Source organism: Rhodopseudomonas infernalis, assembly GCF_022271405.1.
Lineage (GTDB): Bacteria > Pseudomonadota > Alphaproteobacteria > Rhizobiales > Xanthobacteraceae > Rhodopseudomonas > Rhodopseudomonas infernalis.
The window spans coordinates 15,655-30,096 of the sequence record NZ_JAJNAL010000050.1; the positions used below are offsets into that span (position 1 = coordinate 15,655).

At 65.8% G+C, this 14,442-nt stretch carries 15 protein-coding genes; 7 read left to right on the plus strand and 8 right to left on the minus strand.

Features of this window, described 5'->3' with window-relative positions; translation table 11 throughout:
- Position 1: 1 nt before the first annotated feature.
- The gene (gene coxB, locus LPW26_RS22850) at positions 2–865 is read right to left on the minus strand and encodes a cytochrome c oxidase subunit II (protein ID WP_238738015.1); all 864 of its coding nucleotides are present in this window, start codon (positions 863–865) and stop codon (positions 2–4) included.
- A 398-nt stretch (positions 866–1,263) separates the two neighbouring features.
- Here coxB and LPW26_RS22855 point away from each other — a divergent pair, with 398 nt between their 5' ends.
- The gene (locus tag LPW26_RS22855; protein WP_238738016.1) at positions 1,264–1,824 is read left to right on the plus strand and encodes an invasion associated locus B family protein; all 561 of its coding nucleotides are present in this window, start codon (positions 1,264–1,266) and stop codon (positions 1,822–1,824) included.
- Positions 1,825–1,906: 82 nt separating this feature from the next.
- On the opposite strand, the gene LPW26_RS22860 is transcribed toward LPW26_RS22855, so the two are convergent.
- From LPW26_RS22860 to LPW26_RS22875, 4 genes are all read right to left on the minus strand, one after another.
- Positions 1,907–2,332: an organic hydroperoxide resistance protein gene (locus LPW26_RS22860; RefSeq protein ID WP_238738017.1), complete on the minus strand. Its 426-nt coding sequence runs from the start codon at positions 2,330–2,332 to the stop codon at positions 1,907–1,909.
- Positions 2,333–2,448: 116 nt separating this feature from the next.
- The gene (locus LPW26_RS22865; protein ID WP_238738018.1) at positions 2,449–2,922 is read right to left on the minus strand and encodes a MarR family winged helix-turn-helix transcriptional regulator; all 474 of its coding nucleotides are present in this window, start codon (positions 2,920–2,922) and stop codon (positions 2,449–2,451) included.
- 216 nt (positions 2,923–3,138) lie between these two features.
- A complete protein-coding gene (locus LPW26_RS22870; RefSeq protein ID WP_238738019.1) occupies positions 3,139–3,354 on the minus strand; it encodes a DUF5615 family PIN-like protein in 216 nt (71 codons plus the stop codon).
- Entirely contained in the window at positions 3,354–3,575 is a 222-nt protein-coding gene (locus tag LPW26_RS22875; RefSeq protein WP_238738020.1) for a DUF433 domain-containing protein, read from the minus strand. The genes LPW26_RS22870 and LPW26_RS22875 overlap by 1 nt, the downstream gene beginning before the upstream one ends.
- A 114-nt stretch (positions 3,576–3,689) precedes the next feature.
- Here LPW26_RS22875 and tldD point away from each other — a divergent pair, with 114 nt between their 5' ends.
- Entirely contained in the window at positions 3,690–5,117 is a 1,428-nt protein-coding gene (gene tldD, locus LPW26_RS22880) for a metalloprotease TldD (RefSeq protein ID WP_238738021.1), read from the plus strand.
- On the plus strand, positions 5,114–5,884 hold the full coding sequence (gene lepB, locus LPW26_RS22885; protein ID WP_238738022.1) for a signal peptidase I: 771 nt from the start codon (positions 5,114–5,116) through the stop codon (positions 5,882–5,884). The genes tldD and lepB overlap by 4 nt, the downstream gene beginning before the upstream one ends.
- 135 nt (positions 5,885–6,019) lie before the next feature.
- On the opposite strand, the gene LPW26_RS22890 is transcribed toward lepB, so the two are convergent.
- The 3 genes from LPW26_RS22890 to LPW26_RS22900 all read right to left on the minus strand — a co-directional run bounded on the left by LPW26_RS22890 (position 6,020) and on the right by LPW26_RS22900 (position 8,814).
- On the minus strand, positions 6,020–6,574 hold the full coding sequence (locus tag LPW26_RS22890; RefSeq protein ID WP_238738023.1) for a PAN domain-containing protein: 555 nt from the start codon (positions 6,572–6,574) through the stop codon (positions 6,020–6,022).
- Positions 6,575–6,861: 287 nt separating this feature from the next.
- The gene (locus tag LPW26_RS22895) at positions 6,862–8,232 is read right to left on the minus strand and encodes a glutamate--cysteine ligase (protein ID WP_238738024.1); all 1,371 of its coding nucleotides are present in this window, start codon (positions 8,230–8,232) and stop codon (positions 6,862–6,864) included.
- Between the two features lie 90 nt (positions 8,233–8,322).
- The gene (locus tag LPW26_RS22900) at positions 8,323–8,814 is read right to left on the minus strand and encodes a MarR family winged helix-turn-helix transcriptional regulator (RefSeq protein WP_238738025.1); all 492 of its coding nucleotides are present in this window, start codon (positions 8,812–8,814) and stop codon (positions 8,323–8,325) included.
- 123 nt (positions 8,815–8,937) lie between these two features.
- On the opposite strand from LPW26_RS22900, the gene gstA reads away from it, so the two are divergent.
- From gstA to LPW26_RS22920, 4 genes are all read left to right on the plus strand, one after another.
- Complete coding sequence (gene gstA, locus LPW26_RS22905) at positions 8,938–9,552, plus strand: glutathione transferase GstA (protein ID WP_238738026.1); 615 nt, start codon at positions 8,938–8,940, stop codon at positions 9,550–9,552.
- 231 nt (positions 9,553–9,783) lie between these two features.
- Positions 9,784–11,193 carry a hypothetical protein gene (locus LPW26_RS22910; RefSeq protein WP_238738027.1) on the plus strand — a complete coding sequence of 470 codons (1,410 nt, stop codon included), beginning with the start codon at positions 9,784–9,786 and terminating at the stop codon, positions 11,191–11,193.
- A gap of 98 nt (positions 11,194–11,291) precedes the next feature.
- Positions 11,292–13,094, plus strand: a complete 1,803-nt coding sequence (locus LPW26_RS22915) for a type I secretion system permease/ATPase (protein WP_238738028.1) — start codon at positions 11,292–11,294, stop codon at positions 13,092–13,094.
- Entirely contained in the window at positions 13,091–14,383 is a 1,293-nt protein-coding gene (locus LPW26_RS22920; RefSeq protein ID WP_238738029.1) for an HlyD family type I secretion periplasmic adaptor subunit, read from the plus strand. The genes LPW26_RS22915 and LPW26_RS22920 overlap by 4 nt, the downstream gene beginning before the upstream one ends.
- Positions 14,384–14,442 lie beyond the last annotated feature (59 nt).

The following is a 14,442-nucleotide window of genomic DNA, read 5'->3' on the forward strand; positions in this document are numbered from 1 at the left end:
ATCACTGCGCGCCGGCGCCGATCGAGGCGTAGGATTTGCGAGCCGCCGAGGCGACCTGCTGCTGCTTCTTCCAGGCGTCGTATTCCTGATCGCTGACGACGCGAACGACGATGGGCATGAAAGCATGGTCCTTGCCGCATAGTTCCGAGCACTGGCCGTAGTAGCGGCCTTCCCGCGTCGCCCTGAACCAGGTCTCGTTGAGGCGCCCCGGGATCGCATCGATCTTGACGCCGAACGACGGGATCGCCCAGGAATGGATCACGTCGGCCGCAGTGGTCTGGATCCGCACCACCTTGTTGACCGGCACCACGGTCTCGTTGTCGACCGCGAGCAGCCGCGGCGGCACCGGATTCATCTTGGCGCGCTCCTCGTCCGTCAGCATGATCGAGGTGAACTCGATCTTGTCGTCGGGATACTGATAGGTCCAATTCCACTGGTTGCCGGTCGCCTTGATGGTGAGATCGGCCTTCGGAATGTCGAGCTGGAAGAACAGCAGCCGGAACGACGGCACGGCGACGGCCACCAGGATCATCACCGGAATGATCGTCCAGGCCACTTCGATAAGCGTGTTGTGCGTGGTCTTGGACGGAACCGGATTGGCCTTGGCGTTGAACTTCACCACCACGATGACCAGCAGCGCCAGCACGAACAGCGTGATCGCGGTGATCAGCCAGAGCAGGAAGCTGTGAAACCAGACGATGTTTTCCATCACCGGACTGGCCGCGTTTTGCAGCTGCATTTCCCAGGGAGACGGCTGCCCCTCGCCGGCAAGCGCCGATCCGCCGAGCCCGATCAGGGCCCCCATCGCGCCGATCACCGCAGCGCCAAGCAAACGCCGATCGAATCGGCCCTTCGACATCGTCATGCCGCCGTCGCTCCCCTACGTATTTTCCGGGCTAACCAACTTGCGCCGAGTGCCCCTTATGGCATCCAGGTGGCGATTATTCGCCTCCTAAGAATGCTTCTTATTCTTTCTTTCAAACCACAATTCGCCAGTACCCGCAATGCAGTATTGAACGTTTGACGTCGCCTCTCGGATGTTTGTCCGATTGCCATAAACCCATGATACGGCTCGGCATCTTGTCGGTGCTCTGGTATTGTGAAGCACGCTTGACAGCAGCCCACGCCGTTGTAGGCACAACGACCAGAACTCACGGGAGCCTGATTCGCCGGCGGAGGGCGCCGCCTTGATGGTGCCGTCATTCCGGATCAGTCGGAGCCCCGATCCACGCCACGTTTCTCTCTGACTTGAAAGCGACCCCGATGGGCCTTGCCGAACGTTTGCCGTTGCTCGCCTCCTGCCGCCGCCTCGCGCGCGGAAGCGCAGCCCGGCTGGCCCTCGTGGCCGCGCTGACCGGCGCGGCGCTGGTCGGGGCCGCCGGCCATGCGTCCGCGCAGGGCGCCGTGCGCTCGGTGCATGGCGACTGGCAGATCCGCTGCGATACGCCGCCCGGCGCCAAGGCCGAGCAATGCGCGCTGATCCAGAGCGTCGTGGCGGAGGATCGCTCCAATGCCGGCCTCACGGTGATCATCCTCAAGACCGCCGATCAGAAGAGCAAGCTGATGCGCGTGGTGGCGCCGCTCGGCGTACTGCTGCCGTCCGGCCTCGGGCTCAAGCTCGACAACGCCGACGTCGGCCGCGCCGGATTCGTGCGCTGCCTGCCGAACGGCTGCGTCGCCGAGGTGGTGATGGACGACAAGCTGCTCGGCCAGCTCCGCACCGCCAAGACCGCGACCTTCATCATCTTCGAGACGCCCGAAGAAGGCATCGGCTTCCCGCTCAGCCTCAACGGCCTCGGCGAAGGCTACGACAAGCTGCCGTAGGCGGCTGTCATCGCAACTTGGTCAAAGCCACAAAGGGCAGCACGGGATTCCCGGCTGCCCTTTGGTTTAACGCGCGCGCCGATCAGACCAGCGTCAGCGTCACGTCGATGTTGCCGCGCGTGGCGTTGGAATACGGGCAGACGATGTGGGCGCGGTCGACCAGCGTCTGGGCCTGCTCGCGATCCATGCCGGGCAGGCTGATCTTCAGTTCGGCCTCGATGCCGAAGCCGGTCGGGATCGGGCCGATGCCGACCGTGCCGGTGACGCTGACGTCCTTCGGGATCGGCAGCTTGTCACGGCCGGCAACGAACTTCATCGCGCCGAGGAAGCAGGCCGAATAACCGACCGCGAAGAGTTGCTCCGGATTGGTGCCGGCCCCGCCGCCGCCGCCGAGTTCCTTCGGCGTGGTCAGGGCGACATCAAGGTTGCCATCGCTGCTGACGCCGCGGCCGTCGCGGCCTCCGGTGGCGGTGGCAGTGGCGCGATACAGAACTTTCTCGACTGACATTTTGCTTTCCTTTCGAGGGTGAAGAGGTTGATTGGAAGTTCGATAATTTTCATCGCCCGGATGATGATCGCGCGCGATATATCAAGAGATGAAGATCGAGATGTGGTGGATCTCCTTTACGCCGCCTGAAACAGCTGCGTTCGAACCTGGGTCAGCTTGCTGCGCAAATCGACGATATCCTCGAGCGAGCCGCCCATCGCGGCGCCGACGCAGTCGGGCACATGTTTAAGCTGCTGGCGCAGCGCCCGCCCCTCGTCGGTGAGGCTGACGATCACCTGCCGCTCGTCCTCCGCCGACCGCTTCCGGCTGACCAGCCCGCGCGCCTCCAGCCGCTTCAGCAGCGGCGTCAGCGTGGTGGTCTCGAGAAACAGCTGATCGCAGATCTCCGAGACATTCACCCGATCCTTCTCCCACAGCACCAGCATCACGAGGTACTGCGGATACGTCAGATCGAACTCGCGCAGCAGCGAACGATAAACCTTGTTAACGCCGAGCAGCGTCGAATACAGCGCGAAGCAAAGCTGGTTCTCCAGCTTCTGCTTGTCGGCAGCGCGCAGCGGCCGGCTCGGCAATGTCGGGGGCGATTTCATGCAAGCATTTTATATCGCGCACGATATATTGTCAAGCGATCCTATTTGGCCAGACCCCGCGTTGCCAAGCACTTCGCCGCGGCAAGCTTGAGCGACGTCGCTAATAGATCTCCAGACAAGTGGCTTCGCCGGCTTCGAAGCTGATGATCAAATCCGCATGGACCCGGAGGAGGGCTGCGACGACCGACCGAGGCTGGTTTCCCGAACGGACCCAGATCACTTTGGGGGGGGGGGGCCGAGCAGCATCGCCATATCGGCGAAGTCAGCGTCTTGAGAGACGATGGTGAAGCCGTTGTGGCGCGCCCAGTCCCAGATCGCCCGATCGTCGGCTTCCATAAGACCTAGGCCGCGGACGTGGCGCGAGTCCGGAAACAGATCGGCGACGTCCCAACAGAGCTTGAAACTGAGATTTTGGTCGAACAGCAGCTTCATCACGAAGCGGTGACGAGCCGCCGTTCACGGTCGGCAGCATATGCAAGCACGGCGCGGATATCCTGCTCGGTAAGCTCCGGGAAGTCCGACAGGATTGCGGCAGGCGACTGGCCTGCCGCAAGCCGACCGAGCACATCCGCGACCGTGATCCGCATATTACGGATGCAGGGGCGGCCGCCGCGTTTACCCGGCTCGATTGTGATGATCGCGCGATAGTCCATGGACGCAGCCTAACACAAATTGCGGATGGGCGCAGGATCAGCTTCCGCCAGCCTCTCGCACAAAGCCGGCTGACCGCCTATCTTCTCAGCCGAACAACATCGGGAACACACCTCATGACCAACCCAGCCCAGACCTCCCTGCTCGACCGCGCCAAGCTTGATCGCGATGTGGTGCGGCGTGAATTGATGCGGGGGCTGCAGGGGGCGGACGACGGCGAGCTGTTTCTCGAATACAGCCAGACCGAGGCGCTGGCGTTCGACAATGGCCGTCTGAAGCAGGCGACCTACGACACCGCGCAGGGCTTCGGCCTTCGCGCCGTCAAGGACGATGCGGTCGGCTATGCGCATTCCTCCGACGTGTCGCTGCCGGCGCTGATCCGCGCCGCCGATGCGGTGGCGGCCGTGCGCAGCGACTACAGCGGCACGCTGGCGGTGGCGCCGTCGCACACCAATGTGCGGCTGTATGGCGACGATAACCCGCTCGACGCGCCCGGCTTCGAGGCCAAGGTCAAGCTGCTCGCCGAGATCGACGCCTATGTGCGCGACAAGGACCCGCGGGTGCGGCAGGTGTCGGTGTCGGTCGGCGCCACCTGGCAGGTGGTCGAGATCCTGCGGCCCGATGGCGAGAGCTATCGCGACATCCGCCCGCTGGTGCGGGTCAACGTCTCGGTGGTGGCCGGCCAGGGCGATCGCCAGGAAAGCGGCTCCAAGGGCTACGGCGGCCGCGAGCCTTATGCGCGCTTCATCGAGACCAAGGCCTGGCGCGACGCCGCCGATGGCGCGCTGCGCGAGGCGGTGGTGAACCTGGAATCGGTGCCGGCGCCCGCGGGCGAGATGGACGTGGTGCTCGGCCCCGGCTGGCCCGGCGTGATGCTGCACGAAGCCGTCGGCCACGGCCTCGAGGGCGATTTCAACCGCAAGAAGACGTCTGCTTTTGCAGGCCTGATGGGCCAGCAGGTCGCCGCCAAGGGCGTCACCGTGGTCGACGACGGTACGATCTCGGCGCGGCGCGGCTCGCTGTCGATCGACGACGAAGGCACGCCGACCAGCCGCACCGTGCTGATCGAGGACGGCATCCTCACCGGCTACATGCAGGATCGCCAGAACGCTCGGCTGATGGGCATGAAGCCGACCGGCAACGGCCGCCGGCAGTCCTACGCCCACGTGCCGATGCCGCGCATGACCAACACCTACATGCTGGCCGGCCAGCACGACCCGGCCGAAATCCTGGCCTCGGTGAAGAACGGCATCTACGCGGTGAACTTCGGCGGCGGCCAGGTCGACATCACCTCAGGCAAATACGTGTTCCAGTGCACCGAGGCCTACCGGATCGAGAACGGCAAGATCGGCGCGCCGCTGAAGGGCGCGATGCTGATCGGCAACGGTCCGACTGATTTGCACCGCATTTCCATGATCGGAAACGACATGCAGCTCGACGACGGCATCGGCACCTGCGGCAAGAACGGCCAGGGCGTGCCGGTGGGCGTCGGCCAGCCGACGCTGCGGATGGATCGGATTACGGTCGGAGGCACCGGCGGATGAACGGCAAAGCGGGCATGATCGGCGGGACTGTACGACGCTGGGGCGCACAGCTCGGGCAATTGGCGGCCGTGGTGGCGATCGTCCTGGTCGGCAAAGGCGCGCTTGCCGAGCCGTTCTACGTGCCGTCCGGCTCGATGGAGCCGACGCTGCTGATCGGCGACGCGCTGCTCGCCTCGAAATATCCCTATGGCTATTCGAGCGCTTCGCTGCCGATCCATGTGGCGTTTCCGGAAACCGGCCGCGTGTTCGGCGCCACGCCGCATCGCGGCGACGTCGTGGTGTTCCGTTGGCCCGGCGATCGCTCGCAGGTCTGGGTGAAACGGGTCATCGGCCTGCCCGGTGACAAGGTCGAGCTCACCGGCGGCGTCGTGCGTATCAACGGCGTCGACGCCAAGGTCACGCCGGACGGCGTCGGCAAGGCCGAGGACGAAGACGGCGCCTACGAGACCGCGACCAAATTCGTCGAGACGCTGCCGGGCGGCGTCTCGCATCCGATCTTCAAGCTCTACGACAACGGCCGGCTCGACAACACGCCGGAAGTCACCGTGCCGCCCGGGCATCTGTTCGTGATGGGCGACAACCGCGACAACTCATCGGACAGCCGCGTGCCGGTGCGCCAGGGCGGCGTCGGCCTGCTGCCGATGGACAACCTCGTCGGCCGCGTCGACGCCATCGTCGGATCTTGGAATCCCAGCGTCCGCAAGGAGCCCCTCACCAACTGGATCTCCGGCTTCCGCGTCGCGCGGTTCTTTACTTCGGTGCATTGATCGTAGTGCATTGATCGTAGCGCATTGATCGTAGGATGGGTTGAGCGCAGCGAAACCCATTGACGACGGCTCGAAGCTGATGGGTTTCGCTGCGCTCAACCCATCCTACCGGTCTTCGCTTAGTGACGACGTCAATTACCGCACCACCCCCGATACAAACCCCGGCTTGCGCCTCGGCGGCTTGATCTGGTTCTTCAAAAAGCAGCGCGCGTTACGCCCGATCAGGCCGGCGCGGGCGAAAGTCCAGGCGCGGCACTTGTTGTCTTCCTCGCAGGCGGCCTTGCAGGCGTCGTCGGCCTCGCCCGACTTCATCTCGAAATTGCGATAGTCGCCACCGAAGCGATCGATCGAGGCCTCGACCGATCCGTTGCGCGGCTCGATCACGCCGGCGCCGCGCACGCCGGAGACGCAGCAATTGCTGGCACTGCGTTGTGGTACGCCGCTCTTCAGCCAGCAGAACGCACCGTCTTCCGGCGCCTGCGGATAAGAGAACGTCCACGAGCGGCAACGCCGGTCGCGTTCGCACATCAGCGCACAATCGGCCGGATCGTTGCTCGACACCGGGGCGCGCAGATAGTCCGCGCCGGGGCGATCGAAGTTCACCTGCGCCCGCGCGCCATGCGGCATCAACGCCGCCGCAGCCGCGACGAGCACGAGTAACCATGCCCTGACCAGGCCGCCTCGTCGCATTAATGCTCGCTCTCGATCAGGCCCACTTCGAACTTGCAAAATATTCAGAGGGCCGCAGTTCCAAATGCCATCAGACGGCGCTCGACCTGTATGCGCGATGAACGGCTGTTTAACCTGGCTCACAGTTTCGAAAGTGCCGCCCGCGGAGCCAAGCACAGATGCCCCGCTCCGTCATGCCGTTCTTTCAGATGTCTTGTCCGACGCAGCGCCTTGCAACGCTGTAACACCCGCTGACAGCGCACACAGTCGCGAAGCGCGGCGGATTGCCGCGTACGAAGCGATCAGGTTCAGAACGCGTATTCGTCGTATGCCGGAGCGACCGAACGGCTCCACGCGCCGTGATATTTCTCCAGCATCTCCTCGGCGGGCGAACGGCCGGCGGCGAGGATATGGTCGAGCGGCGCCAGATGCTTGGATTCGTCGGCGCCGAACGCATCGATGCGCCCGCGACGGCGCAGGCCGGCATGCGATAGGACCAGACACTCCTTGGCGACCTCGAACAAGAAGCGGTTGCCGATCTTCGACTTGAAGCCGAGCCGAGGCACCTCGTCGCGAAGCGACTGACGTTCCTCAGCGGTCCAGCTTTTGACCAGCTCCCACGCCGCATTGAGGCTGGTGTCGTCGTACAGCAGGCCGACCCAGAACGCCGGCAGCGCCGGCAGCCGTCCCCACGGCACGCCATCGGCGCCGCGCATTTCGAGATAGCGCTTCAGCCGCACCTCGGGGAAGATCGTCGACAGGTGATTAGCCCAGTCCGACAGCGTCGGACGCTCACCGGGCATCTTGTCGTTCTTGCCGTCGAAGAAATCGCGGAACGACGAACCCGACACGTCGATATACTGATCGCCACGCTTGACGAAGTACATCGGTACGTCGAGCGCGTAGTCGACCCAGCGCTCGAACCCCATGCCGTCTTCGAACGCCCACGGGATCATGCCCGACCGGGCGTTGTCGGTGTCGCGCCAGATCTCGGAGCGAAACGACAGAAAGCCGTTCGGCTTGCCTTCGGTGAACGGCGAATTGGCGAACAGCGCGGTGGCGATCGGCTGCAGCGCCACCGAGACGCGCAGCTTCTTGACCATGTCGGCTTCCGACGAGAAGTCGAGATTGGTCTGGACCGTGCAGGTCCGGTACATCATGTCGAGGCCGTAGCGGCCGACCTTCGGCATGTAGTTGGTCATGATCTTGTAGCGGCCCTTCGGCATCACCGGGATGTCTTCCCGCGACCACGACGGGGTCATGCCGAGGCCGAGGAAACCGATGCCGAGCGGGGTGGCGATCTCGCGGACCTGGGCCAGATGCGCCATCAGCTCGGCGTGGGTCTGGTGCACATTGTCGACCGGCGCGCCGGACAGCTCGAACTGACCGCCTGGCTCCAGCGAGATCGCCCCGCCGCCGGTGACGTCGTGCAGCCCGATAATGTGCGGGCCTTCCATGATCGGCTCCCAGCCGAGCAGGATCTGCATGCCCTCGAGCAGCGCCTCGATGCCGCGCGCGCCCTCGTAGGGCACCGGGTGATGGCCATCGAGCGTGAACGGCGTCTTCTCGTGCTCGGTGCCGATGCGGAAGTCGCATGGCGGCTTGATGCCCGCTTCGATCCACCCGACGAGTTCGTCGCGCGAGTTCAGCGGCGTCATATCGATCTGGTCACGCGCCATGGGAATTCCGGTATCAGCGCGCAGCAGTCGACGGCGCAGGGTGGGAGCCGCGGATGCAATCGACCGCGAGCCGGAAAGGTGAGCTGTGTATCATCGCGCCGCCGCGGTGTCTTGGTCGTCCGGCACGGCCGGCGTGCCGGTGCAGGCGCAGCCGAGCCGGTCGAGCAGCCCGCACAATCGGCCGGCGTCGGCGTCGGACAGTTTCGACCCAACGTGCTTTTCGATCGCGGCGGAATAGGCGGCCCACATTTTCTTCTGCAACTCGCGTCCGGCGTCGGTGATTTCCACGAACTGGCCGCGTTTGTCCATCTTGCACTCGCGGCGTGCCGCCAGCCCTTCGTCGACCAGCCGGTCGATCAGGCGCGAGGTCGAGTATTGCGGAATCAGCATCTGCTTTTCGAGCTCGACCGGCCGCATCTCGCCGCCCGGCGCGCGCGTCAGCTCGAGCAGCGCGTCATACCAGGCAAGCGGCGGAAAGCCGGCCTTCTTCAATTCCTGCTCGACCGCATCCAGCACACGGCTGCGCACCCGCATCAGGCGGACCCAGGCTGCGGTCGCTTCGGTCGAGGGTTTACGTTTCATCGCCTCATCCATCGTGGCAGGAGTCTACTCCAGCGGATGCAGATGCATCAATCTTGACTCCTCCATGCAGGCGCATTTAATCGCCGGACGCTCTTTTTTCCATGATCTCCCAGGAGAATCTCGATGAAGCTTTATTACGCGCCGGGCGCGTGCTCGCTGTCGCCTCACATCGCGCTGAGCGAATCCGGCCTGCCATTCGAGCTGGTGAAGGTCGATTTGCGGGCGAAGAAAACCGAAAACGGCGACGACTACACGCAGATCAACCCCAAGGGGTCGGTCCCGGCGCTCGGCCTCGACGACGGCAGCGTCCTGACCGAGGGCCCGGCGATCGTCCAGATGATCGCCGACAAGGTCGGTGGCGGTAAGCTCGCCCCCGAAAACGGCACGCCGGAGCGTTATCGCCTGCAGGAATGGTTGAACTTCATCTCCACCGACCTGCACAAGAGCTTCGGTCCGCTGTTCGCCCCGACGCTCGGCGACGATGCCAAGCAGTTCTTCAAGGACCGGATCGCCAAATATCTCGCTTATGCGGACAAGCAGCTCGCCGGCAAGGACTACCTGATGGGCTCGTCCTTCACGGTGGCGGACGGTTATTTGTTCGTGATCCTCACCTGGTGCGACCGGATGAAGATCGACCTGGCGCCCTACCCGAACCTGTCCGCGCTCCGCGCCCGCGTCGCGGCTCGGCCGCAGGTGCAGCAAGCGCTGCAGAGCGAAGGCCTGCTGCAAAAGGCCTGATAGCAAACCACTTCTTCGTCTGAATGCGGCGGCGCGGATCCAATCTGCGCCGCCGTTTTCGCATGTGCGGTAAGCTTCACAGCCCCCCTTTCACAACGCCAGCGTGAAAGTTCGCGGCGTCTTGCTAACCAGCCATTATCCAGGAACCCTGCGCGCATTCCTTCCTGTCGCAACCACAAGAGGTGTTCCGCCCTTGAATTTCCACGCACAAACCGACGTGGAGAAAAAGTGATGAGCACCACCGACAGCGGCACCTCTCCGGACCGCATGAACGCGATGATGGGTTCGGCCGCGGTTTTCGCCGAGCCTCAGGCCACCTCCGAGCCGCAGGGCGGCACGTTCGGCCAGCCCGGCAGCGAGTCCCAGTCGAGCGGTCAGCAGGCGAACGCTGCCAACATGCAGAACGTGCCCGGCGGCACCCTCGACGCCCGGCCGTCCCAGCCGACGGATTCCGGCAACGGACAGGCTGCAGCCCAGCCTGGATCCAGCACGCCGCCCGCGGATGGCGCACAGGCAAGCCCATCGCCGGAGGCCGCTGGTCCGTCGACTGACGCTCACGCGCCCGGCGCTTCGGCTGATGGGGGGGCGGCCGCCGGCGGCGCCACCGACACTCCTCCGGTCGATGCCTCGGCTTCGGCGGGTGCCGGCGGTCAGGGCTCGACCAGTGCGGAGGGCAGCGCCTCAGCCGGCAACAGCGGCTCCTCGGCCGATGGTAGCGCCAACAGCAGCATCACCGACCCGATCGGCGTGAGCGGTCTGGTCGACAACCTGTTGTCGCCGCTCGGCGGCGCCGTCCCGCTTCATCTCGCGGGTCAGGACGCCGTGACCCAGCCGGTGCTCAACGTCGCCAACGCCGCGGTGCTCGACCTCCACAACGTGCTGGAGTCGCTGTCCGATCAAACCGGCACGGCCAGCATCGTGCATGGCCTGACCAATCTGGGCGAGACCATCGGCCTCGGTCAGTTGGGAGCGGAGCCCGGTGCAGGTGGTAACAGCAACCTGTTGACCGATGTGCTCAACCTGCCTGGCGATACGCTCAACGGCGATCTCGGCAGTTCGCTCGACCACATCGGCACCGACCTGACGGACGTCGTCCATGCGACCGCCGGGCTCGGCAATTCGGTGCTCAACGGACCCGATGCGCTCAATCCGATCCCCGAGCTGATCAGCAGCGTGGGGAGTGATCTGCAGTCCAATCCGTTGCTGACGCTCGGCGGCACCGAAGCAGACGGCAAAAGTGGCCTGCTCAGCGGCGTCGTCGGCGATCTGTCGCATTCGTCGAGCGGGCATCTGGTCGATGCCAATGTCGACGGTCTCGGCACCTCGCCGCTGGTCGTCGACGCACTCGCCGCGACCGGCACCGGCCCGCAATCGCCGATCGACGTCAACGTGGTGGACGTGGGACCGAACGGACCGCAGGTCGCCGATATCGGCGTCAACACCGACGCGCCCGCTCCGTTGCTGGCCCCGCTCGCGGGCGGCAACGACGGACTGGTCGGCACCATCGCGCAGATAACCAGCATCGCCTCGACAGATGGCGCGCCGCTGTCCGACCTCGGATCGATCGAAGACGTCGCGTCGATCGCGCCGATCGGCGGCGATCACGGCCTGCTGCATCTGGGCGGCACACAGATCATCTGAACCTGCCCGGTCTGATCGAGGGCGCGGGATACGTCCCGCGCCTTTCCAAGTCGCTCCGTCGTCAAAATCCCATCAAACATAAAAGACGAGAACGCCCGATGATCGGCTCCCGGTTGCGGCTTTCGACGCTCCCCCCTGCGATCCGCGCCGCGCTGGCCGCAATTCGCGTCCCGCTCGTGGTCATTGTGGTGGCCAGCGCGCTGATCAACCTGCTGATGCTGGCGGGCCCGCTGTTCATGCTGCAAGTCTACGACCGCGTGCTGCCGAGCCGCAGCCTGTCGACGCTGACCGGGTTGTTGCTGATCGTCGCGGTGTTGCTGATCATTCAGGGCGTCGTCGATTCGCTGCGCAGCCGGCTGCTGCACCGGATCAGCGAGGCGTTCGACGGCGGGGTCCGCGACGCTGCGTTCGACAGCACCCAGCATGCCGCGCTGACCCGGCGGGACGGCGATCCGCTTCAGACGCTGCGCGATCTCGACAGCGTCCGCGGCTTCATCGCCGGCAGCGGACTGATCGCCGCTTGCGATCTGCCGTGGACGCCGATCTACATCCTGGTCTGCGCGCTGTTTCATCCGCTGATGGGCGTCGGCGTCGCGATCGGCGCGCTCGCTTTGTGCGCCATTACGATCGCCACCGAACTATCGACCCGCACCCCGACCCGGGCGCTGGTCGGCCTTGCCAATCAGCGGCGGACGGCCGCCGAAACCGCCGTGCATCACGCCGAGACGGTGCGGGCCCTCGGGATCGGCGCGCGGATGCGCCAGATCTGGACCGAGCGCAGCGACACCTTCCTCGACGGCCAGCGCCGCGTCGCCGACCTCAATGGTGGCTTCGGCAGTGCCTCGCGCTTTCTGCGCACGGCCCTTCAATCCGGCATCCTGGCGCTCGGCGCCTATCTGGTGGTGCTGCAGGAAGCCACGCCCGGCGTAATGCTGGCGGCGACGATCCTGTCGGTGCGGGCGCTGGCGCCGATCGAACTGGCGATCGCCAACTGGCGCGGGTTCATCGCCAGCCGCGAGGCGTTTCAGCGGCTGTGCGGCCAGCTCAATGCGATGCCGCAGGCCACCGCGCTCACCGAACTGCCGCGGCCGCAGCGCTCGCTGCAGGTCAACAGCGTCAGCGTCACGGCGCTCCGCACCGAGCGCCTGGTGGTCAACAACATCAGCTTCCAGCTCGCGGCCGGCAGCGCGGTGGCGATCATCGGACCGAGCGGCTCGGGCAAGTCGACCTTCGCCCGCGCGCTGGTGGGGATCATGCCGGCGCTGCGCGGCGTGATCCGGATCGACGGCGCCGCGCTGGCGCAGTGGGATCCGGGGCGGCTCGGCGAAGCGATCGGTTATCTGCCGCAGGACGTCGCTTTGTTTGCCGGCACCGTTGCGCAGAACATCGCGCGGTTCGCCGCGGCACCGGACCCGGCCACGATCATCGCGGCGGCGCGCGAGGCCGGCGTGCACGACATGATCCTGCGGCTGCCGAACGGCTACGAGACCGAAGTCGGCGACGGCGGCTCGATGCTGTCGGGCGGCCAGCGGCAGCGCATCGCGCTGGCCCGCGCGCTGTATGGCGATCCGTTCCTGGTGGTGCTCGACGAGCCGAACTCCAACCTCGATACCGAGGGCGAGCAGGCGCTGCTGCAGGCGATCCGGCGGGTGCGGGCGCGCGGCGGCATTCTGGTGATCGTCGCCCACCGGCCGACGCTGTTGTCCGCGGTCGATCATCTGCTGGTGCTGAACGGCGGTCAGATGCAGGCCTTCGGCCGCACCGAAGCGGTGCTGCCCTTGCTGGCGCCGCAGCCGCCCGCCGCGACCGTCGCCAAGCCCGCCGCCGTCAAGCCCGCCGCCGCAAAACCCGCCGCGCCGAAGCGCAAGCGCGCAGCCGCGACCGAAGAGGCCCGCACATGACCAGCACATCGCACTCGATCCGCCAGCACATCATCGCGGTCGTCATCGCGGCCGGCTTCATGCTGGTCAGCATCGGCGTCATGGGCGCCGCCACCGAGATGGCCGGCGCGGTGATCGCGTCGGGCTCGCTGGTGGTGCAGTCGGAAGTCAAGAAGGTGCAGCATCCGACCGGCGGCGTCGTCAAGGAGCTGCGCGTCGGCGACGGCAGCCGGGTCAAGGCCGGCGACGTGGTGCTGCGGATGGACGAGACCGTTGCGCATGCCAATCTGGCCGCGGTCGAGAAAGCCCGCTGGGAGCTGGAGGCGCGGCAGGCGCGGCTCGAAGCCGAGCGCGACACCCGCGACGATGTGCAGTTTCCCGAGGTCCTGACCGCCGAAACCGATCCGACCGCCGCCGCCATCGTGGCCGGCGAGCGCCGGTTCTTTCACCTGCGCCGCGACGCCGCCGAAGGTCAGAAGCGGCAGCTGCGCGAACAGATCGCCCAGCTGACCGAACAGATCGCCGGGCTCGGCGATCAGCTCACCGCCAAGAAGCAGGAGACGGAGTTTCTGGAGAAGGAGCTGGTCGGCGTGCAGCAGCTGTGGGATCAGCGGCTGGTGTCGATCAACCGGCTGACCTCGCTGCAGCGCGATTCCGCAAGGCTGCTCGGCGAGCGCGGCCAGCTCACCGCGGCGATCGCGCAAGCGAAGGGCAAGATTTCGGAGACCGAGCTGAAGATCCTGCAGGTCGACCAGGACTTCCGCAGCGACGTCGCCAAGGAGCTCGCCGAGGTCCGCGCCAAGCTGTCCGAAACCGTCGAAAAGCAGGTCGCGGCCCGCGACGCCGCCGAAAAGCTCGAACTGCGCGCGCCGCAGGACGGGCTGGTCCACGACCTCACGGTGCATACCAAGGGCGGCGTGATCGGCGCCGGCGAAACCGTCATGACGATCGTGCCGGACCAGGATCAGCTGCTGGTCGAAACCCATATCGCGCCGCAGGACATCGACCAGATCCGGATCGGTCAGACCGCGATGCTGCGCTTCACCAACTTCAACCAGCGCACCACACCGGAGATCGACGGCGAGGTGCTGCGGATCGGCGCCGATGTGTCGCGCGACGACAAGGCCGGCGCGTCCTACTTCGTGGTCCGGATCGCGATCCCGCCGGACCAGATCGCCAAGCTCGGCAAGACCCACCTGATGCCCGGCATGCCGGTCGAAGTCTTCGTCCGCACCGCCGAGCGGACGATGCTGTCCTACCTGATGAAGCCGCTGGCCGATCAGATGCAGCGGGCGTTCCGGGAGAAGTAGTAACCCCGACCGCAGCGAGCCACCTCGCCCCGCTCTTGCGGGGGGAGGGTTGGGGTGAG

Coding starts and splice junctions, on each gene's coding strand:
- gstA (WP_238738026.1), top strand. CDS start 8,938: ATGAAGCTTTATTACGCGCCGGGCGCGTGCTCGCTGTCGCCTCACATC.
- LPW26_RS22920 (WP_238738029.1), top strand. CDS start 13,091: ATGACCAGCACATCGCACTCGATCCGCCAGCACATCATCGCGGTCGTC.
- LPW26_RS22910 (WP_238738027.1), top strand. CDS start 9,784: ATGAGCACCACCGACAGCGGCACCTCTCCGGACCGCATGAACGCGATG.
- LPW26_RS22870 (WP_238738019.1), bottom strand. CDS start 3,354: ATGAAGCTGCTGTTCGACCAAAATCTCAGTTTCAAGCTCTGTTGGGAC.
- LPW26_RS22875 (WP_238738020.1), bottom strand. CDS start 3,575: ATGGACTATCGCGCGATCATCACAATCGAGCCGGGTAAACGCGGCGGC.
- LPW26_RS22900 (WP_238738025.1), bottom strand. CDS start 8,814: ATGAAACGTAAACCCTCGACCGAAGCGACCGCAGCCTGGGTCCGCCTG.
- lepB (WP_238738022.1), top strand. CDS start 5,114: ATGAACGGCAAAGCGGGCATGATCGGCGGGACTGTACGACGCTGGGGC.
- LPW26_RS22860 (WP_238738017.1), bottom strand. CDS start 2,332: ATGTCAGTCGAGAAAGTTCTGTATCGCGCCACTGCCACCGCCACCGGA.
- LPW26_RS22915 (WP_238738028.1), top strand. CDS start 11,292: ATGATCGGCTCCCGGTTGCGGCTTTCGACGCTCCCCCCTGCGATCCGC.
- coxB (WP_238738015.1), bottom strand. CDS start 865: ATGACGATGTCGAAGGGCCGATTCGATCGGCGTTTGCTTGGCGCTGCG.
- LPW26_RS22895 (WP_238738024.1), bottom strand. CDS start 8,232: ATGGCGCGTGACCAGATCGATATGACGCCGCTGAACTCGCGCGACGAA.
- LPW26_RS22855 (WP_238738016.1), top strand. CDS start 1,264: ATGGGCCTTGCCGAACGTTTGCCGTTGCTCGCCTCCTGCCGCCGCCTC.
- LPW26_RS22890 (WP_238738023.1), bottom strand. CDS start 6,574: ATGCGACGAGGCGGCCTGGTCAGGGCATGGTTACTCGTGCTCGTCGCG.
- LPW26_RS22865 (WP_238738018.1), bottom strand. CDS start 2,922: ATGAAATCGCCCCCGACATTGCCGAGCCGGCCGCTGCGCGCTGCCGAC.
- tldD (WP_238738021.1), top strand. CDS start 3,690: ATGACCAACCCAGCCCAGACCTCCCTGCTCGACCGCGCCAAGCTTGAT.